The sequence below is a fragment of the Pseudomonas sp. MWU15-20650 genome, assembly GCF_023242475.1.
Lineage (GTDB): Bacteria > Pseudomonadota > Gammaproteobacteria > Pseudomonadales > Pseudomonadaceae > Aquipseudomonas.
This window is the reverse complement of sequence record NZ_JALJFG010000014.1, coordinates 35204-55446: the sequence shown is the minus strand read 5'-3', so window position 1 is coordinate 55446 and position 20243 is coordinate 35204. Positions and strand designations below refer to the sequence as shown.

Annotated in this window: 19 protein-coding genes and 4 tRNA genes; 17 read left to right on the top strand and 6 right to left on the bottom strand. The window is 60.9% G+C overall.

Features of this window, described 5'->3' with window-relative positions; genetic code table 11:
- Positions 1-177: 177 nt before the first annotated feature.
- The 9 genes from M5B43_RS13270 (at position 178) to M5B43_RS13230 (ending at position 8035) form a co-directional block, all read left to right on the top strand.
- Positions 178-1203: an NAD(P)H-dependent glycerol-3-phosphate dehydrogenase gene (locus M5B43_RS13270; protein WP_248750540.1), complete on the top strand. Its 1026-nt coding sequence runs from the start codon at positions 178-180 to the stop codon at positions 1201-1203.
- Positions 1204-1213: 10 nt separating this feature from the next.
- The gene (locus M5B43_RS13265) at positions 1214-1561 is read left to right on the top strand and encodes a DUF4389 domain-containing protein (protein WP_248750539.1); all 348 of its coding nucleotides are present in this window, start codon (positions 1214-1216) and stop codon (positions 1559-1561) included.
- Complete coding sequence (gene sixA, locus M5B43_RS13260; protein ID WP_248750538.1) at positions 1558-2007, top strand: phosphohistidine phosphatase SixA; 450 nt, start codon at positions 1558-1560, stop codon at positions 2005-2007. The genes M5B43_RS13265 and sixA overlap by 4 nt, the downstream gene beginning before the upstream one ends.
- 85 nt (positions 2008-2092) lie before the next feature.
- Positions 2093-3742, top strand: a complete 1650-nt coding sequence (locus M5B43_RS13255; RefSeq protein WP_248750537.1) for an AMP-binding protein — start codon at positions 2093-2095, stop codon at positions 3740-3742.
- Positions 3743-3772: 30 nt separating this feature from the next.
- Positions 3773-4216 (top strand): hotdog fold thioesterase, encoded by a 444-nt coding sequence (locus M5B43_RS13250; protein WP_248750536.1) that lies wholly within the window; start codon positions 3773-3775, stop codon positions 4214-4216.
- A 97-nt stretch (positions 4217-4313) separates the two neighbouring features.
- Complete coding sequence (locus M5B43_RS13245; RefSeq protein WP_248750535.1) at positions 4314-5117, top strand: alpha/beta hydrolase; 804 nt, start codon at positions 4314-4316, stop codon at positions 5115-5117.
- On the top strand, positions 5114-5968 hold the full coding sequence (locus tag M5B43_RS13240) for an alpha/beta hydrolase (RefSeq protein WP_248750534.1): 855 nt from the start codon (positions 5114-5116) through the stop codon (positions 5966-5968). The genes M5B43_RS13245 and M5B43_RS13240 overlap by 4 nt, the downstream gene beginning before the upstream one ends.
- A gap of 114 nt (positions 5969-6082) precedes the next feature.
- A complete protein-coding gene (locus M5B43_RS13235) occupies positions 6083-6901 on the top strand; it encodes a DUF4892 domain-containing protein (RefSeq protein ID WP_248750533.1) in 819 nt (272 codons plus the stop codon).
- Positions 6902-6973: 72 nt separating this feature from the next.
- A complete protein-coding gene (locus M5B43_RS13230; RefSeq protein ID WP_248750532.1) occupies positions 6974-8035 on the top strand; it encodes an AI-2E family transporter in 1062 nt (353 codons plus the stop codon).
- A gap of 11 nt (positions 8036-8046) precedes the next feature.
- Here the strand turns inward: M5B43_RS13230 and M5B43_RS13225 are convergent, their stop codons facing one another.
- On the bottom strand, positions 8047-9081 hold the full coding sequence (locus tag M5B43_RS13225; RefSeq protein WP_248750531.1) for an ATP-binding protein: 1035 nt from the start codon (positions 9079-9081) through the stop codon (positions 8047-8049).
- A complete protein-coding gene (locus tag M5B43_RS13220) occupies positions 9081-9845 on the bottom strand; it encodes a response regulator (RefSeq protein WP_248750593.1) in 765 nt (254 codons plus the stop codon). The genes M5B43_RS13225 and M5B43_RS13220 overlap by 1 nt, the downstream gene beginning before the upstream one ends.
- Before the next feature lie 258 nt (positions 9846-10103).
- Here M5B43_RS13220 and pyrF point away from each other — a divergent pair, with 258 nt between their 5' ends.
- Positions 10104-10802 (top strand): orotidine-5'-phosphate decarboxylase, encoded by a 699-nt coding sequence (pyrF, locus tag M5B43_RS13215; RefSeq protein WP_048730044.1) that lies wholly within the window; start codon positions 10104-10106, stop codon positions 10800-10802.
- A gap of 134 nt (positions 10803-10936) precedes the next feature.
- Here pyrF and M5B43_RS13210 read toward each other — a convergent pair whose 3' ends face one another.
- Complete coding sequence (locus M5B43_RS13210; RefSeq protein ID WP_248750530.1) at positions 10937-11944, bottom strand: NADP-dependent oxidoreductase; 1008 nt, start codon at positions 11942-11944, stop codon at positions 10937-10939.
- Between the two features lie 227 nt (positions 11945-12171).
- Here M5B43_RS13210 and M5B43_RS13205 point away from each other — a divergent pair, with 227 nt between their 5' ends.
- The 3 genes from M5B43_RS13205 to M5B43_RS13195 all read left to right on the top strand — a co-directional run bounded on the left by M5B43_RS13205 (position 12172) and on the right by M5B43_RS13195 (position 16630).
- The gene (locus M5B43_RS13205) at positions 12172-12933 is read left to right on the top strand and encodes an SDR family oxidoreductase (protein WP_248750529.1); all 762 of its coding nucleotides are present in this window, start codon (positions 12172-12174) and stop codon (positions 12931-12933) included.
- Positions 12934-13135: 202 nt separating this feature from the next.
- Positions 13136-14548, top strand: a complete 1413-nt coding sequence (locus M5B43_RS13200) for a PLP-dependent aminotransferase family protein (protein WP_248750528.1) — start codon at positions 13136-13138, stop codon at positions 14546-14548.
- A gap of 114 nt (positions 14549-14662) precedes the next feature.
- The gene (locus M5B43_RS13195; protein WP_248750527.1) at positions 14663-16630 is read left to right on the top strand and encodes a methyl-accepting chemotaxis protein; all 1968 of its coding nucleotides are present in this window, start codon (positions 14663-14665) and stop codon (positions 16628-16630) included.
- A gap of 36 nt (positions 16631-16666) precedes the next feature.
- Here the strand turns inward: M5B43_RS13195 and M5B43_RS13190 are convergent, their stop codons facing one another.
- The gene (locus M5B43_RS13190; RefSeq protein WP_248750526.1) at positions 16667-17479 is read right to left on the bottom strand and encodes an alpha/beta fold hydrolase; all 813 of its coding nucleotides are present in this window, start codon (positions 17477-17479) and stop codon (positions 16667-16669) included.
- 136 nt (positions 17480-17615) lie between these two features.
- Entirely contained in the window at positions 17616-18386 is a 771-nt protein-coding gene (locus tag M5B43_RS13185; protein ID WP_349292371.1) for a hypothetical protein, read from the bottom strand.
- Between the two features lie 359 nt (positions 18387-18745).
- Here M5B43_RS13185 and M5B43_RS13180 point away from each other — a divergent pair.
- The 4 genes from M5B43_RS13180 to M5B43_RS13165 all read left to right on the top strand — a co-directional run bounded on the left by M5B43_RS13180 (position 18746) and on the right by M5B43_RS13165 (position 19159).
- Positions 18746-18821: transfer RNA gene (locus tag M5B43_RS13180), tRNA-Glu, on the top strand.
- A 3-nt stretch (positions 18822-18824) separates the two neighbouring features.
- Positions 18825-18900: transfer RNA gene (locus M5B43_RS13175), tRNA-Gly, on the top strand.
- Between the two features lie 104 nt (positions 18901-19004).
- Positions 19005-19080 (top strand) — tRNA-Glu (locus M5B43_RS13170).
- 3 nt (positions 19081-19083) lie between these two features.
- Positions 19084-19159, top strand: a tRNA-Gly gene (locus tag M5B43_RS13165).
- Positions 19160-19266: 107 nt separating this feature from the next.
- On the opposite strand, the gene M5B43_RS13160 is transcribed toward M5B43_RS13165, so the two are convergent.
- Positions 19267-20118, bottom strand: a complete 852-nt coding sequence (locus M5B43_RS13160) for an EcsC family protein (RefSeq protein WP_248750592.1) — start codon at positions 20116-20118, stop codon at positions 19267-19269.
- Positions 20119-20243 lie beyond the last annotated feature (125 nt).

Below are 20243 nucleotides of genomic sequence, written 5' to 3'. Positions count from 1 at the left end.
TTACGGATAGCCGCCCATGTTAACTGAGGTGAGGCTATTTGCCAGTCGTCGCCCTCGCAATTACTTCACACCGGCATGCCACTTTCCGACAAGCGCGAATTGATACAGGGGCTGGCCGCAAGCGGGTCGCCCCGTATAATGCCGTCATCGCCACTGGTATGGATTAACGGATTGCATATGACTGAACAGCGCCCTATTGCGGTCCTGGGAGGCGGAAGTTTTGGTACCGCCGTGGCTAACCTGCTGGCCGAGAACGGCCATGCAGTGCGTCAATGGATGCGCGATCCCGAGCAGGCCGAGGCCATACGCGTGCATCGGGAAAACCCCCGTTACCTTAAAGGCATCAAGATTCACCCGGCGGTCGACCCCGTCACCGACCTGCTGGCCACGCTGACTGAATGCGACCTGTGTTTTGTCGCGCTGCCTTCCAGCGCCTTGCGCTCGGTGCTTGCCCCTCACGCTGAGCGCCTGGCGGGCAAAATGCTGGTCAGCCTGACCAAGGGCATCGAGGCGCACACCTTCAAGTTGATGAGTGAAATCCTCGAAGAGATCGCGCCTCAGGCGCGCATTGGCGTGCTGTCGGGGCCGAACCTGGCGCGGGAAGTGGCCGAGCATGCGTTGACCGCCACCGTGGTCGCCAGTGAAGACGAAGCGCTGTGCGAGCGCGTCCAGGCGGTGCTGCATGGCCGCACTTTCCGCGTCTACGCCAGCAGTGATCGTTTCGGCGTCGAGTTGGGAGGGGCGCTTAAAAACGTATACGCCATTATTGCCGGCATGGCCGTTGCACTCGGCATGGGCGAAAACACCAAGAGCATGTTGATCACCCGTGCGTTGGCCGAGATGACCCGTTTTGCGGTGAACCAGGGCGCCAACCCGATGACCTTTCTGGGCCTGGCGGGCGTGGGCGACTTGATCGTCACCTGCTCGTCGCCGAAAAGCCGCAACTACCAGGTCGGGTTCGCCTTGGGCCAGGGCCTGAGCCTGGAAGACTCCGTGACGCGCCTGGGTGAAGTGGCCGAAGGGGTCAATACCCTCAAGGTGTTGAAGGCCAAGGCCCAGGAAGTAGGCGTGTATATGCCGCTGGTCGCCGGGCTGCATGCGATCCTGTTTGAAGGGCGCACCTTGAACCAGGTCATCGAGTTGCTGATGCGGGCCGAGCCCAAAACGGATGTCGACTTTATTTCCACCAGTGGTTTCAACTGAGGAACGCGCCATGAACGATCCGAAAGCAGCCCCTAAATACGAGTCCATTGCCTTGCGCATTCTGTGGATGCTGGTGTTTGCGCTGGTGTGGCAGGTGGCGCAGTTCCTGCTCGGTGCATTGGTCATCGTGCAACTGGTTTACCGCCTGATCTACGGCGCACCCAACCTGGGCTTGATGAGCTTTGGCGACAGCCTCAGCCAGTTCCTTGCGCAGATCGGCCGCTTCGGCAGCTTTCACACCGAGCAAAAGCCCTGGCCGTTTGCCGATTGGCCAGCCCCGCGAGCACCCGAAGGCGAGGCCGCCCACAGCGTGCCGCCAGCCCCGCACCCGGTGCGTGATGAAGAGCCAAAGCTATGAAGCTGTGGATCTTGCGCCACGGTGAGGCCGAAGGGCACGCCCGCACCGATGCCGAACGCAATCTCACCGAGCATGGGCGTGCCGAAGTGTTGCAAAGTGCTGCGCATCTGATTGACCAGCCGATCAGTGCCATCATCGCCAGCCCCTACGCACGGGCACAGCAGACGGCGTACCTGGTGCGCGAAGCCTTGGGGTTCCTGCCGGATATCCGCACGGTGCCGTGGCTGACTCCCGACGGCAACCCGTTGCAGGTGCTGGAGCAACTCGACACCGATGACAACGTGCTGCTGGTCAGCCACCAACCCTTGGTGGGCAGCCTGATCGGCTTTTTGCAGCACGGTCACCAGCGCCAGCCGCAGCCGATGTGCACCGCCAGCCTGGCCGAGCTTGAGGGCGACTTTCCGCTGGCAGGGTTGATGAGCCTGGTCGATGTGAAGAACCCGTAGGGTAAATCGCGACTTTGTGTGTGCTATATAGTCAACCGAGCAAGTGCTTGGTTGGCTATCATCGGATCACAAAGGAGCGCGTCCCATGCCTGTCGCTTTTCGTTTGCCGTTGCAGGTCTTCTTCGAACGTGAGGCGCGGCACCCGCGCAAAAACTTTCTCGTGCAGCCTCTGGGTGGCGGCGACGTGCAGACCCTCACTTGGGGCGACGTCGGCCACCAAGCCCGTTGCGCCGCCCATTGGCTGCGCGCCAGGGCGTTGCCCCAGGGCTCTCATATTGCCCTGATCTCGAAAAACTGTGCGCATTGGGTCATTGCCGACTTGGCCATCTGGATGGCCGGCCATGTCTCGGTGCCGCTCTATCCCAACCTCACCGCCGATTCCGTCGCCCATGTGCTGACCCATTCCGAGGCGGCGCTGGCATTGATCGGCAAGCTGGACGACTGGCCAGCGATGGCGCCAGGCATCCCGGCCGATTTGCCGACCATCAGCCTGCCGCTGTGCCCGCCTGGGGAGTTCGATTTCAACTGGGCGGACCTGCAAGCCTGCTCACCGATCCAGGACAACCCTCTACCCGCCGCCTCGAGCCTGGCCACCATCCTCTATACCTCCGGGACCACCGGCCTGCCTAAAGGCGTGATGCAAACGTTCGGTGCCTTGGGCTTTGCGGCCACGCGCGGCACCGAGCTGTTTGGCCTGGGGGAGGGTGACCGGCTGCTGTCCTACCTGCCGTTGTGCCATGTGGCAGAACGCATGTTTGTGGAGCTTGCCTCGATCTACACCGGGCAAACGGTTTTTTTTGCCGAAAGCCTCGATACCTTTCTGGCCGACCTGCGTCGGGCACGGCCGACGGCGTTGTTCGGCGTGCCGCGCATCTGGACGAAGTTCCAGATGGGCGTCTACGGCAAAATTCCGCAAAAACGCCTGGACACGTTGCTGCGCTTACCTTTTATCGGCCCGCGTGTTGGTCATAAAGTCCTTGCGGGTCTGGGCCTGGATGCGTTGCGCATTGCCCTGTCCGGTGCAGCCCCGGTGCCCGAGGCGCTGCTGCGCTGGTATCAACGCCTGGGCCTGGATGTGCTGGAGGTGTATGGCATGACGGAAAGCTGCGGCTATTCCCATGTGAGCCGGCCTGGCGAGCAGAAATTCGGCTGGATCGGCCTGCCATCCCCTGGCGTTGAAGTGCGCATCGACTCAACCGGGGAAGTGCAGGTACGCAGCGGTGCGACGATGCTCGGTTACTTCAAGGATCCCCAGAAAACCGCTGAAACACTCACCGAGGATGGTTTCCTGCGTACCGGCGACAAGGGCGAACAGGACGCTGACGGCCGGCTGCGTCTGACCGGGCGCCTCAAGGAAATCTTCAAGACCAGCAAAGGCAAATACGTGGCGCCGGCGCCGATAGAAAACCGCTTGGCTGAGCATGCACGGATTGAACAGGTGTGCGTGGTCGGTGAGGGGCTTACCGCGCCGATGGGGTTGTGCGTGTTATCGGCGGCAGGCCAGGACACGCAAGCGCTGAAGACTAGCCTTGAGCGTTGGCTGGAACAGGTCAACGCGGCCCTGGATAAACATGAGCGGTTGCGCCAGCTGGTGGTGATGAAAGACAGTTGGGCGGTGGAGAACGGCTTCCTGACGCCGACGTTGAAGGTAAGGCGCAACGTCATTGAGTCGACCTATGGCGCACAGTTCCTGGTGTGGAGCGAGCGCACCGAGTCCATTGTGTGGCAGGATTAGGGTCGTAATAAAACCAATAAGGACAATTCCATGAGCCTGTGGCGCACCCAACCCAACATCGAACAACTTAACGCTATCCAGAAAAACACCATTGGTGAGTGGCTGGATATTCGTTTCGAAAGCTTCGACGACGAATCCCTGACCGCCAGCATGGTGGTCGATCACCGTACCCACCAGCCCTATGGCCTGTTGCATGGTGGTGCGTCGGTGGTGCTGGCGGAAAGCGTTGGCTCCATGGCGGCCTACCTGTGCATCGATGCCAGCAAGTTTTACTGCGTGGGCCTGGAGGTCAATGCCAACCATCTGCGCGGTGTGCGCAGCGGGCGGGTGACGGCGGTGGCCAGGGCGATTCATATCGGCCGTACCACCCAGGTGTGGGACATTCGCTTGACCAGCGATGATGGCAAGGCCAGCTGCGTCTCGCGCCTGACCATGGCCGTGGTGCCACTGGGCGAGAACCCGCCGGCACGATAGGCGTGGCGTGAGTGTCATCATTCCTGGCAGTTACAGTCATTGCTGTGCGAGCCAGGCATGGTGACAATCTATCTCTGTTTTTGTTGATGGAACCGGTATGTCGCAGCACGTGTTTTTTACTCACGCCAATGGCTTCCCTTCGGCCACCTACGGCAAATTATTCGCCGCCCTGGCCCCGGAATACGAGGTGGCTTGTTTGCCTCAGCACGGTCACGACCCCAGGTTCCCGGTGGATGATAACTGGCAGAACCTGGTGGACGAACTGATCCATCACTTGGAGCAGCAGCCGGAGCCCGTGTGGGGCGTGGGCCATTCCCTCGGTGGTGTGCTGCATTTGCACGCGGCCATGCGTTGCCCGCAGTTGTACCGGGGTGTGGTGATGCTGGATTCCCCGGTGTTGACCCGCGCCGACCGCTGGGTGATTCGCGCCGCCAAACGTTTTGGTTTTATCGACCGCTTGACCCCGGCCGGGCGCACCCTGGGTCGCCGTGAAGAATTCACCGACCTGGAAGCCGCGCGCACGTACTTCGCAGGCAAGACCTTGTTTCGTGGCTTCGACCCCGAATGCTTCGATGCTTACCTGCAACATGGCCTGCAGCCCTTGGGCGATCGGCTGCGCTTGCGTTTCGATCCGGCCACCGAGATCAGCATCTACCGGGGCGTGCCCCACACCAGCCCGGGCCAGGTACGTCAGCTGAAGGTGCCACTGGCCGTGGTGCGCGGTAGCCAGAGCCGGGTGGTGATGCGTCACCATGCCAGCGGTGTGGGCCGTATGCCCATGGGTGAAATGCTCACCATGCCCGGTGGCCATATGTTCCCTCTCGAACGTCCCCAGGATACCGCCACCTTGATCAAGAACCTGTTCTCCCGCTGGCAAGCCCGTGGGCGCAGTTGCGCATGAGCACTCCCGTCGAAGAGGTGCGCCTGAGCCTGCCGCATATCGAATTGGCGGCGCATCTGTCTGGTCCCGAGGATGGCTTGCCGGTGATCGCCTTGCATGGTTGGCTGGACAATGCCAACAGCTTTGCGCGCCTGGCGCCGAAGCTGCAGGGGTTGCGTATCGTCGCGCTGGATATGGCCGGGCATGGGCATTCGGCACATCGTCCGATAGGGGCCGGGTATGCCTTGTGGGATTATGTCCACGATGTGCTGCAAGTGGCGGAGCAACTGGGTTGGAAACGTTTTGCATTACTTGGCCACTCCCTTGGCGCCATCGTTTCCCTGGTGCTGGCCGGTGCCTTGCCGGAGCGGGTGACGCACCTGGGGCTGATCGACGGTGTCATCCCGCCGACCGCCAGCGGCGAGAACGCTGCCGAGCGCCTGGGCATGGCATTGCAGGCGCAACTGAACCTGCAGGACAAGCGCAAGCCGGTCTATAGCGACCTGGATCGAGCGGTCGAAGCGCGGATGAAAGGCGTCGTGGCGGTCAGCCGTGAAGCCGCCGAACTGCTGGCCCAGCGCGGTTTGATGCCGGTGCCGGGGGGGTACACCTGGCGTACCGACAGCCGGTTGACCTTGGCTTCGCCGATGCGTCTGACCGATGAGCAGGCGATGGCTTTCGTGAGGCGGGTGAGGTGTCCTACGCAGTTGGTCGTCGCCGCTGACGGCATGCTGGCGAAACATTCCGAATTGCTTTCTCAGCTACCCTTCACCGTAACCACGCTGCCAGGCGGCCATCATTTACACCTGAATGATGAGTCCGGCGCGATCCTTGTTGCAGACTGTTTCAATCGGTTCTTCTCCACGCCTTGACTTGGCGGGGTCAACTGCCGAGGCTGGGCGGATTGAAAGGGAGTCAACCATGTACGATCTCAACACCGATCTCAAAACTGCAGCGACCTCCGATGGCCAGGGCTCAATGATCCGATGAGCCTGCGTAAAAGAGGTATCCGTGCCCTCGGCCTGTGCTGTATCAGCCCGCTGGTGTTCGCTGCCGATGTGCCGGGAAGCCAGGACTTACCGGGTATATCCCGCCAGGTTGACGCGCAAATCGTCGATTATCGCCCCGCTGAAGAAAAGGAACGCATCTACCCCATGGGCGCGATCCGCAAAATCAGCGGCCAATTGCGTTACGAAGGCCAAGCCACAGCCCGCGGCCAAGCCACTGCAATCACCTATGAACTGCCCGCCGAACACACTTCCAGCGACGCCTTCACGGCCACGCGCGAAGCCTTGCAGTCCAAGGGCGCACAGCTGTTGTTCTGGTGCCAGGCCAGGGATTGCGGAGAAAGCAGCCTGTGGGCCAATGAAGTGTTCGGCAATGCCAAGCTGGTGGGGGCCGATGGCCAGCAGGAGTACGTGTTGCTGCGCCTGGCCGCACCGCAGGGCAACTCGCTGGTAGCGCTGTACGGCATCACCCGCGGTAACCGCCGTGCTTACCTGCATGTCGAGCAACTGGAGGCCAGCGCGCCGTTGGGTGATCTGTTGCCCACGTCGGCGACCCTGCTGCGAGAACTGAAAAGTACGGGCGAGCTGGATTTTCCTGCGCTGGGTGCCGAGCCGGACGCCACCTGGCTGACCCTGATTTCCCGGGGGTTGAACCTCGACGCTACCTTGCGCGTCAGTTTGACCGGCCCTACTGCCGAAGCCTGGCGCCAGGGCTTGATCGACAGCGGTGTACGTGCCGCACGCCTGGAAACCGCAGCAGGTGATGCTAAGGGTTTGCACCTGCATCTGATACGCTGACCGTTACAAGGCGAACGGACCCGTGCCGTTCGCCTAAGCTCTCTTCCTACAGCCTTCTTCTCGAGATACCCGATGCTCAATAACGATCGCCTACTGGTGCAAATCCTGCTGCTGGTGCTGTTTGGTGCCAGCTTCTGGGTCATGGCGCCGTTCTGGTCGGCGCTGTTCTGGGGCGCGGTACTGGCATTCGCCAGTTGGCCGCTGATGCGTTTGCTCACCCGTTGGCTAGGCGGTCGGGAGTCCCTGGCTGCCGGCATTCTGACCTTGTGCTGGATGTTGCTGGTGGCGGTGCCGCTGGTCTGGCTGGGTTTCAACCTGGCCGACCATGTGCGTGATGCCGTGGGCTTGATCAAGGATATCCAGGTCGATGGCTTGCCTGCCGCCCCGACTTGGCTGGCGTCGGTGCCTTTTGTCGGCGACCGCCTGGTGGCGACGTGGGACAGCATCGACCAGCAGGGCGCCGCACTGATGCTCAGCATCAAGCCGTACCTGGGGCAGGTCGGCAATTGGCTGCTGGCGCGCAGTGCGCAGATCGGCGGCGGTATTCTTGAACTGACCTTGAGCCTGGTGTTCGTGTTCTTTTTCTACCGCGATGGGCCGCGGCTGGCCGTGTTCGTGCACCGTCTGCTGGAGCGCCTGATCGGCGAGCGTGCCGGTTATTACATCGAGCTGGTGGCCGGCACGGTGCAGCGGGTGGTCAACGGTGTGATCGGCACCGCCGCCGCCCAAGCGCTGCTGGCGCTGATCGGTTTCCTGATCGCCGGAGTGCCGGGTGCGCTGGTGCTGGGGATTGTCACGTTCCTGCTCAGTCTGATCCCCATGGGCCCGCCGCTGGTGTGGATCCCGGCCACGGCCTGGCTGGCGTGGAAGGGGGACTACACCTACGCGGTGTTCCTCTGTGTGTGGGGCACCTTCATCATCAGCGGCGTGGACAGCGTGCTCAAGCCCTACCTGATCAGCCGGGGTGGCAACTTGCCGTTGGTGATCGTGCTGCTGGGTGTGTTTGGCGGCTTGATCGCCTTCGGCTTTATCGGTCTGTTTATCGGCCCGACGCTGCTGGCGGTGGCCTACAGCTTGTTGACCGATTGGAGTGCGACCCAGGCGCAGGAGCGCCGCGAAGACAACCCTTCATAGCCGTTGTCGAGCTAGGCGCGGGGTAACCACATCACGGCGGTCAAACCACCGCCGGGTGTGTCTTCCAGGCTCAGGTGGCCGCCCAGGCGCTCCACGGCTTCCTTGGAAATCGTCATGCCCAGGCCAACACCACCGGAATTGCGGTTGCGCGACCCCTCCAGGCGATAAAACGGCTCGAACACGGCTTCGCGCTTGTCGGCCGCGATCCCAGGCCCGTGGTCTATCACACGGATCACCAGCGCCCCACGGCTGTCCGCCAACTCTACGCGAGCCGTACCGGCATAACGCAGGGCATTGTCGATCAGGTTGTTGAGGCAGGAACGCAGGGCCATCGGTTGCACCTGCAACGGCGCGCAGGTGCCGCAGAATTGCACGTCGCAGCCTTGGTCCTGGGCGTTTTCGCTGAGGGACTCCACCAACGCCTGGACGTCGAGCCAATGCCGGGTCTCGCTGGTGCGCTGTTCGTGCAGGTAGCTCAAGGTGGCATCGAGCATGCCGATCATGTCGTTCAGGTCCTGGCGCATCTGGCCTTGCAGCTTGGTGTCTTCGATCTGTTCCAGGCGCAGCTTCAGGCGTGACAGCGGGGTGCGCAGGTCATGGGAGACCGCGCCGAGCATGCGTGCGCGCTGGCTGACTTGTTCACGAATGCGCTTTTGCATCAAGTTGAAGGTCGATGCGGCTTGCCGCGCCTCCCGAGGCCCGGATTCATCGAGGGGCGGGCTGTCGAGGTCGACGCTCAAGCGTTCGGCCGCCGCGCTCAGGCGCTGGATCGGCCGGCTCAGCAGCTTGGCGCCGTACCAGGCGGCGATGATCAGCGAGATAAACTGGAACGTCAGCGGCACCACCGGGCCACCAAACCAGGAACGATGGCGCCTGGGCAGCGGCTTCATCGTGCCGTCAGGCTGTTCGACGAAGGTTCCCTGCGGCGGCGGCGGGGGTGGACCATAGTGGTGAAACCAGAAGAATGCCAGCACATGAGCCAGCACAATGGCTACCAGCAATACACCGAACAATCTTCCGAACAGCGTATTGAAGGCGTTGCGCATCAGCCAATATCCCGTGCATCGAACAGATAGCCTTCGCCGCGTACCGTCTTGATCAACTGCGGTGCCTTGGGGTCATCCCCCAGCTTCTGGCGCAGGCGCGATACCAGCAAGTCGATGCTGCGATCAAACGCTTCGATGGAACGGCCACGGGCGGCGTCCAGCAATTGTTCGCGGCTCAGTACGCGGCGTGGGCGCTCGATAAACACCCACAGCAAACGAAACTCGGCGTTGGACAGCGGTACCACCAGGCCGTCATCCGCCACCAACTGGCGCAGCACGCTGTTGAGGCGCCAGTTGTCGAAGCGGATATTGGCCCGTTGCTCGGTGCGGTCATCGCGTACCCGGCGCAGGATGGTCTGGATACGGGCGACCAGCTCGCGAGGCTCGAACGGCTTGGACATGTAGTCGTCGGCGCCCAGCTCCAGGCCGATAATGCGGTCGGTGGGCTCGCAGCGAGCGGTGAGCATCAGGATCGGGATGTCCGATTCGGCGCGCAGCCAGCGGCACAGCGACAGCCCATCCTCACCCGGCAGCATCAGGTCGAGCACCACCACATCAAAGGTTTCGGCTTGCATGGCCAGGCGCATGGCAGCGCCGTCTGTCACCCCCGAGGCGAGAATATTGAAGCGCGCCAGGTAGTCGATCAACAATTCGCGGATCGGTACATCGTCGTCGACGATCAGCGCACGGGTGTTCCAGCGCTTTTCTTCGGCGATCACCGCGCCTTTTTGCTCTTCGTGTACAGAGACGGTAGGGGTATGCATAGTGCGATCATCTGCCTGGTTGTTGCTGTCAGCATAGGCGCCCAGCTCCATGGCTGGAAGTGCTGGACGGGCGGTCATGTGCGCGAGGCTAGCCGGGGGGCGTGTTGGGGGCATGTCGGGAATGTATCGAGCCTGACACAGTTTCTGAAACGTCCGGTATTGGGCAGTTGATCAGTATTTACCGATCATCGGATCCCGCAACGGCGCAGCTTGCGCTACAATCCGCGCCGATTTCGACTTGCCTGAGAGCCCATTCCAATGTCCGTCTGCCAGACTCCTATCATCGTCGCCCTGGATTACCCCACCCGTGACGCCGCACTGAAGCTGGCTGACCAGTTGGACCCGAAGCTTTGCCGGGTCAAGGTCGGCAAGGAACTGTTTACCAGTTGCGCCGCGGAAATCGTCGGCACCCTGCGCGACAAAGGCTTCGAGGTATTCCTTGACCTGAAATTCCACGACATTCCCAACACCACCGCGATGGCGGTGAAGGCTGCGGCCGAAATGGGCGTGTGGATGGTCAACGTGCATTGCTCCGGTGGCCTGCGCATGATGACGGCCTGCCGCGAAGTGCTGGAACAGCGCAGCGGCCCGAAACCGCTGCTGATCGGCGTAACCGTGCTGACCAGCATGGAGCGTGAAGACCTGGCCGGCATCGGCCTGGATATCGAACCCCAGGAGCAGGTGTTGCGTCTGGCTGCTTTGGCGCAGAAAGCCGGGCTGGACGGCCTGGTGTGCTCAGCGCTGGAAGCCCAGGCCCTCAAGAGCGCCCATCCATCGCTGCAACTGGTCACTCCTGGGATTCGTCCGGCCGGCAGTGCGCAGGATGACCAGCGCCGTATCCTGACCCCGCGTCAGGCGCTGGATGCAGGTTCCGATTACCTGGTGATTGGCCGTCCGATCAGCCAGGCGGCGGATCCGGCCAAGGCGCTGGCAGCGGTGGTCGCCGAGATCGCCTGATAGTTGAGGCAAACACGCCGACACTTAATGTAGGAGGGGGCTTGCTCCCGATGGCAGTGACCAGTCAATAACAACGTTGACTGTTACACCGCTATCGGGAGCAAGCCCCCTCCTACCTGTAGGCTGGCAGTGTGTCAGTTAACCTTCAATACCAACTTCCCAAAGTTCTCGCCGTTGAACAGCTTGCTCAGCGTTTCCGGGAATGTTTCCAGCCCTTCGACAATATCCTCCTTGCTCTTGAGCTTGCCTTGCGCCATCCAGCCGGCCATTTCCTGCCCGGCCGCCGCGAAGTTAGCTGCGTGGTCCATCACCACAAAACCTTCCATGCGGGCGCGATTGACCAGCAATGACAAATAGTTGGCCGGACCCTTTACGGCCTCCTTGTTGTTGTACTGGCTGATGGCACCGCAAATCACCACGCGAGCGTTCAGGGCCAGGCGACTGAGGACTGCGTCTAGGATATCGCCGCCGACGTTATCGAAATATACATCCACGCCTTTGGGGCATTCGCGCTTGAGGGCGGCCGACACGTCTTCGTGCTTGTAATCGATGGCCGCGTCAAAACCCAGTTCCTCCACCAGGAACTTGCATTTGTCGGCACCCCCGGCAATACCGACCACGCGGCACCCTTTGATCTTGGCGATCTGCCCGGCGATGCTGCCCACGGCGCCGGCCGCACCTGAGATCACCACGGTATCGCCGGCCTTGGGCGCACCGGTCTCCAGCAGGGCAAAGTAAGCCGTCATGCCCGTCATTCCCAGCGCTGACAGATAGCGCGGCAAGGGCGCGAGTTTCGGATCGACCTTATAAAACCCGCGGGGCTCACCGAGGAAATAGTCCTGTACGCCCAGGGCGCCATTGACGTAATCCCCCACCGCAAACTTCGGGGTGTTCGAGGCAATCACCTTGCCCACGCCCAGTGCGCGCATCACTTCACCAATACCGACGGGTGGGATGTAGGACTTGCCCTCATTCATCCAGCCGCGCATGGCCGGATCCAGTGACAGGTATTCATTGCGCACCAGCACCTGGCCGTCCTGAGGCGTGCCAACCGGCACTTCCTGATAGGTGAAGGTCTCGCGTGTAGCCGCGCCGACCGGGCGTTTGGCGAGCAGGAATTGGCGGTTGGTCTGGGCGGTCATGGCAAGGACTCATTAGAAGTGAAACATGAGTGATAGACCCACAACGGCAAGAGGGCAAGGCATCCGAGGCAGGCGAATGCCCGTTAATAGGCACCACTGATAATCAGGCTGGCGGCCTTATCACTGCGATTCATGCAGCGCCAACGGGCCTTCTGATAATGCTGACGCGCCGAGCCCCGCGTTGGCTAGACTCGCGCCACCGCGAATAACCCCATAGGACAGCCCACATGAGCATGACGTTTTCCGGCCAGGTCGCCCTGGTCACCGGCGCCGCCGCCGGTATTGGCCGCGCCACCGCGCTGGCGTTTGCCGCCGAAGGCTTGAAGGTAGTGGTCGCCGACCTGGACGTGGTGGGCGGCGAGGGGACCGTTGCACTGATCCAGCAGGCCGGTGGTGAAGCGTTGTTCGTGCGCTGCAACGTCACGCTCGAAACGGACGTGCAGCAATTGATGGCGCGGACCGTCGCAGCCTATGGCCGCCTGGACTACGCCTTCAACAACGCCGGGATCGAGATCGAGAAGGGCAAGCTGGCTGACGGTAGCCTGGATGAGTTCGATGCCATCATGGGGGTCAACGTCAAGGGCGTGTGGCTGTGCATGAAGTATCAACTGCCGTTGCTGTTGGCCCAGGGGGGCGGAGCGATCGTGAACACCGCATCGGTGGCGGGTTTGGGCGCGGCGCCGAAGATGAGCATCTACGCGGCGTCCAAGCATGCAGTGATCGGCTTGACCAAGTCGGCAGCCATTGAGTACGCGAAAAAGAAAATCCGCGTCAATGCGGTATGCCCGGCCGTCATCGATACCGACATGTTTCGCCGTGCCTACGAGGCCGACCCGCGCAAGGCCGAATTTGCTGCGGCCATGCACCCGGTCGGGCGCATTGGAACGGTCGAGGAAATCGCCAGCGCCGTGTTGTACTTGTGCTGTGATGGCGCGGCTTTTACCACTGGCCAGGCCCTGGCGGTGGACGGTGGGGCGACGGCAATCTAAGACTTCCCGCCATACCCCATTCGAAAAGGAATGGGGTGTTGTGGGGCTTTTCCATCGATGGCAAAGCGTTGCTGTCGAATGTGTATCAGTAGGTAAATAACTCAATAAAATCAATACTTTAATAAATATATGCGACAGGGTTTGCTGGGCTTCTGTGCTTAACTGCTTTGGGTTGAATAACAGACAGTGAAGTGAGTGGCTCATGGATTTAGGGATTGATCGACAAGCCCTTGTACCGGTGGTTCAGCAAATCGTCAGCGCGGTGGCGGAGTGGATTCGCAAGAATGGAGTGAGCCCCGGGACGCGCTTGCCGTCTGTTCGGCAACTGGCCCTCGATAACCTGCTCAGCCAGTCGAATGTGGTCGAGGCATTCGAACGGATGGTGGCCCAGGGGCTGCTGGCCACGAAACCCGGTTCGGGGTTTGTGGTGGCCCACCCACCGGCCCACCACGAAAACCATTGGTACGAAGGTGCGGAACATGCATGGGGCACCTTTACCGAAGGTCCGTTGGGCGAGCTGAAACTGGGGTGTGGCTGGTTGCCGGATACCTGGCGCGAAAGCGATGACATCCGCTACGCCATCCGCGAAGTCAGCCGCACCGACACCGGTGGGCTGTTCAACTACAGCACGCCCCTGGGCGTGCCGGCGCTGCGCGAGCAATTGCTCAAGCGCCTGACCCAGATACACGTGTCCAGCAGCCTTGAGCGTATTCTCACCACCCAGGGTGCCAGCCATGCCCAGGACCTGCTGATACGCACGTTGCTCAAGGCGGGCGATACGGTGGTGGTCGAGACGCCAGGGTATGGCAACCTTTATCGCCAGTTGGCCTTTCAGGGGGTTGTGCTGCTGGAGGTGCCGCGAACCCGTGGCGGTCCGGATATTGTTGCGCTGGAAGCACTGCTGCAGCGCCATCGCCCCAAGTGCCTGTTTATCAACAGCCTGTATCACAACCCCACTGGTACCAGCCTGTGCCTCGCGGTGGCCGAGCGTTTGCTGGAGTTGGCGCGCAGCCAAGACTTCCTGATCATTGAAGAGGATGTCTACGGCGACCTGCAACATGGCAGTTGTACACGCTTGTCGGCGCTGCCTCATGATGACCGGGTGATCTACGTCTCGAGCTTCTCCAAGACCCTGAGCAGTGCACTGCGGGTCGGTTACCTCAGCGCCAGTGCCGGGATCATTGCGCAGTTGGCCCATCTCAAGACCCTGACGGGAATCGGCACCTCGCGCTTTGCCGAAGCAGTGGTTGCCACGCTGTTGGCCAACGGTACCTATCGCAAGTGGGTGCAGCGTCTGCGCAAGCGCCTGGGTTCGCAAATGACTGCCACCTTGCAGGTGCTGGAGGATGAAGAGTGGCAGGTGTTTACCGTGCCCGCCGGCGGTATGTTCCTGTGGGTACGGCCTGGCGTGGCGGACCCCGCGCGTCTGCAGGCGTGTGCTCGACGGCTCGGCGTGTTGCTGTCGCCTGGGGCGCTGTTCAGTCCGACCGGTGAATACAGCGAATGGTTACGTATCAATGTGGCCTATGCTGCTGATCAGCGGGCGTTGGCGTTATTTCGCGCCCTGGGACCTGCCAGATCGACCTCGACCATTCTGAAAACGACGAGTATGTAGCTTTTTGCCATTATTGTGGCGCCAATGGCTTGTGCTCGGTGCCATGGGGTTGCGAATCTCGCGTCTTGTAAACCTGGTTTATGGCACCTGCCATTGCAAGAGGATTCAAGTGCAATGATTTCGGCCGTGCAACGACGTTTCGCCAACCTCGGTATGGCAAAAAAACTGGGCTTGGGTTTCACCCTGGTGCTCCTGCTGACGGCCCTTGTGGCGGCTATTGGCGTGTGGTCCCTGCAAACGGTTGGCCAGCGTTTTGAGGGCCTCAAAAGTATGTCTGCGCTTAATAGCGGCCTGCTCAAGGTGCGCTTGATCGAGCAAGACTATGCGCTGCACGCCGACCCCAAGTCTGTCGATGCCCTGCATGAGAGTGTCGACGCGCTGGCGGCGCTGGCGGTGGGCCTCAAGGCCCAGTCCGCCGCCAATGGGGCCGTGATGAGCGATGTCGAGCAGGCCCTGGCCGCCTATCGCAAAGCGTTCGATGAGTTTGTCGAATTGACCCAGGCCAAGGACCTGGCCCTGGAAATGGCCAGTTGGTCGGTATCCAGCGTGGCCAATAACCTGGACGTGTTGCAAGCCGGCCTGGCGGACGACGGTGCCTATGGCCTCAAGGAAAGCCAGGGCAAGGACGGCGCCGAGTTTATCGAGCAGGCGGGGCAGGTCGGCCAGGTGTCACGGTTGATGTTGCAAGCGATGAATGAAGCACGAGTCCGCCTGGACCAAAGCCGCAAGGCGGACGCCGACAGTGCCGAGCAGGGCAAGATCGCGCAGGCCGATCAGGCCCTGGCTGAAGTCGAAAAGCTGAAAACCGCAGTCAAAGACCCCGGCTACCAGACCGTACTCAACGAAGTCGCCGGGCATATCGCGGCGTTCAGCGAAAAGCTCGACGAGTACACGGGGCTGCTGGCCCAGGAGAAAGTGGTCTACAAGCAGTTGCATGACCGGGCCGATCAAGTGGTCAGCCGGGTCAACCAGGCGTATGCCGCTGAAGACCAGTCCATGCAGGCGCAACTGAAGAAAAGCACGTTGCTGATCATCGGCTCGTCAGCCCTGGCCTTGCTGGTGGGTTTGATTGCTGCGTGGGTGATTACCCGGTTGATCGTCGCTCCCCTGCGTAGCGTGATTGCGGTGGCCCAGCAGATTGCGTCGGGTGACTTGAGCGGGCGGATGGACATCAGCCGTCGTGATGAAATCGGCCAACTGATGCAGGCGATGCAACAGATGGGCAGCGGCTTGAACCAGATGGTCAGCGGGTTGCAGGCGGGTATTGAACAATTGGCCAGCTCGGCGCATTCGCTGTCCAGCGTCACAGAACAAACCAACGTTGAGGTCAGTAGCCAGAAGGAAGAAACCGAGCAGGTCGCCACGGCGATGAACCAGATGACGGCCACCGTGCACGATGTGGCGCGCAACGCCGAAGAAGCCGCGCAAGCCGCGCAGATGGCGGATGACAAGGTCGACAGCGGCCAGCAAGTGGTGCGCAAGAGCCTGCAACGTATCGAATTGCTGGCCACCTCCAGCACCAGTGCCAGCGCCAGTATCGAAAGCCTCAGTGCGGAGATCCAGAATATCGGCACAGTATTGAGCGTGATCAAAAGCGTGGCCGAACAGACCAACCTGCTGGCCTTGAATGCCGCCATTGAAGCCGCGCGTGCCGGTGAGCAGGGCCGAGGCTTTGCCGTAGTGGCCGATGAAGTACGCGCGCTGGCCAAGCGTACGCAGCAATCGACCGAGGAAATCGAGCGCCTGGTCAGCACGTTGCGCAGTGCTGCGCAGTCGTCGGTGCAGCAGATCCAGCAGAGCGGCGAACTGGTGAAACTGGCGGTCAGTGATGCCTTGGAGACCGAAAGTGCGTTGGGCAGCATTGCCGCCTCTGTGTCATTGATCCAGCAGATGAACCAGCAGATCGCCGCAGCGGCGGAGCAGCAGAGTTCGGTGGCTGAAGAGATCAACCGCAGTGTCACCAGCATTCGTGCGAGTGCTGACCAGTCGGCGCTGAGCATGCAAGGCAATGCCGCGTCGAGCATCCAACTGGCGCAGTTGGGGGCCGAACTCAAGGGCATGGTGGGGCATTTTCGCCTTTGACCGCAGCAAGGGGGCCGCGATCAAAGGGCAGGGCGCTCAGGCGTGGTTGGCGAGGAACGTCAGCAGCGCTTCATTGACGAATTCCGGGTTTTCCCGGCTGGAAATATGCCCGGCGTCTGGAATCAGGATCAGGCTGCAGCCAATCAGCTCGGCCATTTCGTGGGACTCGGCGGGTGGCCGGGGTTTGTCCTGCTCGCCGCACATGACCAGGGTGGTGTCGGCGTCCAGGCGTGGCAGTTGCTCCAGGATATCTTCGCGGCTGAAGATCAAGCGACCCAGCGGCACGATGCTTTGCAACAGTCGCTCCTTGGAAAAGCTTTGCAGCGCCTTGCGAAAATCCTGGTACAGCGCCGAGTCCCGGTCGATGCCGGGGCGGAAGAAGATCGGCGCGATCACGTCCAGCAGCGGCTCAGGGATGGCTCCGGCATCTTCAATCATCTTGAACAGGGAGAAATAGTACTGGCGCGTGGCCTCGGGCTCGGCACCGAGGTAAGTGTCCATCAGCACCACACTGTTGAGGCGTTGCGGTGCCAGCAGTGCCAGGCGTGCGCCCCACATGCCACCGACCGACAGGCCCACCAGATTGACCTGCGCGATGTCCAGGTGGTCCAGCAACACCAGGGCTTGGCGCGCCAGATCATCCAGGGACTGGGTGTGCGTCGGGAGCGGGCCCGACTCACCATAGCCCCACAGCTCGGGGACGATCACGCGGTATTGTTGTGACAGCGCTTCAATCTGCGCAGCCCACATATCGCGGTCCCACAGGTAACTCGAACCCAGCAGGACGGCCGGGCCGGTGCCCTGGTCGATATAGTGCAGCGGTTGTCCATCAATCACGGCAATAGGCATAGCGGGCCTCTAACTTCACGGAGTGAGGGGCACTTTTTTACGCTAGTCGGGGGCGGGGGGATAGATGCAAAGTGATGGCATGCAGGGGTGAGCGGGGCAAGCCCGTTCACCACAGGCCCGCCCAGAGACTGTACGGTCAGTCGTAGATGGCTTTCTTTTTCCACTCGGCGTCGGCGTCGACGACTTTCAAGCCTTCGGTCAACTCGTTGACTTCGTCCTCGGCGGGTTTGCTGTTGGTCAGCACCGTGGAGTTGGCGCGAACCAGTTGTGACTCCAGCAATTGCAATTGGGCGCTGTAGAGCACCGGCTCCGGCTGTTTGCGCAGATACTGTACGCCGCGCTCGAAGGCCAGGCGTGCCTGGCCCGGTTGGCCTTGCTGCAGGGCATGCTGGCCGAGGTTGTTGAAGAACTCGATGTGCAACAGCACCAGGATATGGCGAATTTCCTTGATCCAGTGCTTGGCCTCGTTGGACGGCAGGAAGCCGTCCTGGGCTGCGCGGGTAACTTGACCGTGCAGGGCTTCGAGCAGGAAGCGCACATCCTTGGCCTTGGCTTCGGTCTGGATCGGCGCGGGTGGGTTGGTCACCGGGATCGACTCGCCTTGGGCGATCAGTGCATTCAACTCTGCGATGCGCGCCTTGAGGGGCGCACTGGTCTTGTTGAGATGCAACAGGCGCTGGTTGACGTTCAGCTCCAGGCGAGTCAGCAACAGCTTGAGCGCGCAGGTCATCAGTTGGCCCGGAAAGGTCTCGGTGATTTCACTGCAGCGACGCAGCCGATCGTTAAGCTCGATCTCGGTACGCTTCTTTTCCAGCTTGTTGTTTTCCACCACGTGGTTCATGTAGCCAATGGCGATCAGTATTACGATCCCGGCTATTACCAGCAGGGTGATCATGAGTGGTGTCACCGGTGTGACCTCTTTAATAGGGTTTGCTGTGGAGTGTAGTGACTGAGCCATCCGGCGGATAGGACAGATCGACCAGTTGCCCAGGTAGTTTCTTCTATATAGGCAAGCGTCCCCTGCGTAGATGCACATTGCCATCATTTGCCTGGGTGAACTATAGCGCCTTGTCGAACGCCAGAATATAGGCGTCAAGGCTCGGACGCGCACAATGCCCGCGCGGGCCGGTAAACGGGTGCGAAGTCATTGATTTAAATAAATTTATCCTTGGGGGTTGACGACCTTTCAATCCATCCATAGAATGCGCGCCACTTACAGCGTAAAGCACACAGCGAAACGCGGTAGGGAGTGAATGTTGTACGTGTGTCCCCTTCGTCTAGTGGCCTAGGACACCGCCCTTTCACGGCGGTAACAGGGGTTCGAGTCCCCTAGGGGACGCCATATGCGGGAATAGCTCAGTTGGTAGAGCACGACCTTGCCAAGGTCGGGGTCGCGAGTTCGAGTCTCGTTTCCCGCTCCAATTTTAAGCAGTGTTGCCTTCGGGTGGCATTGAGTGAAACCAGGACCAAGTCTTCGGATGAGGCCTCTGGGCACTGAAATACACACCATGTGTTTCAGTAGCGTGTCCCCTTCGTCTAGTGGCCTAGGACACCGCCCTTTCACGGCGGTAACAGGGGTTCGAGTCCCCTAGGGGACGCCATTTGCGGGAATAGCTCAGTTGGTAGAGCACGACCTTGCCAAGGTCGGGGTCGCGAGTTCGAGTCTCGTTTCCCGCTCCAAATTCAGAAAAGCGCCACTCATTGAGTGGCGCTTTTTTTTGTGCTGAAAAAAGCCAAGTGTTCGCAGCGTGCGCATCAACTGAAACCGCACACTGCCTCACCTGCTTCTAGTTCAACCGGGGGAGAGCCTTGATGGTCATGTACTCCTGCTTGACCGCCTCAAAACCATATTTTTCCTCAAGCCGTTTGACGATGAAGTGCCCTCGCGCCATGTCCTGATAGAAATGGGTAAAGAGTGCATTGATCGTCGCCCCGGTAAAGGCGCCCATCACGGGAACGGCCTGCGCCGCGAACTTGCTGGAAATGGTAAAGCCAAAACGTGTCGCGACGTGGTCGATCAGTATCGCCAGCCATTTTCCGGCTTGCCCTGGGGATAGGCTGCTGATGGCCTTGGAACCCTGCTTGGCAGCGATTCCCGCCAACTCCTTCGACAGTTGTTGCATGGCCTGCGTGGTGAAACTGCGGGTCATGTAATAGCCCGTCTCCGTCGCGTCATCGGCTTTGCTGTTGCCGCCCATGGCAAATACCTCGATGCATGCCTGCTTGGTCGCAAAGTCGCCCAAGTCGAACCCCTCACTGCGCGCCACGTCGGCGACCGAGCGCATCATGATGGTGGTAGAGATCGGCAATTCGACAAACAGTGCCGCAAAGCCAAATGCCCCGCCGATAGCGCCTGAGGTCGCCGCGAACGCCTTGTGCAAGCGGGTCGAAGCGGGCTTTTTCGGGCTGTTCTCCAGGCTCTTCAGCGCCGCGCCAGCGGATGAGTGCAGGGCCGCCGACACGGCGCCATTGATCCTTTTTGAAACCACACCCGGCAGCGCCTTTACCGCGCCTTCGATGGGGGAGCCGATCATGCCGGACAGCCTCGCCGTCAGGGAGGGGGACTCCAGTAAGCCGACGGCCCGCTTGAGATCCTGATAGTCCTCGGGGTTGTCTCTGATGCTCACAGTCGCCTCCATTGAATATTTTAGACCTCGCCTAAAGGAAAGACCTGCGAGTAGTGCCATAGTGCCTTCTTCTCGAGCAAGATAAACATCACCCTTTACCCATTCTTTACTTGCCCTCGCGCCTCTTGAGTCAGTGG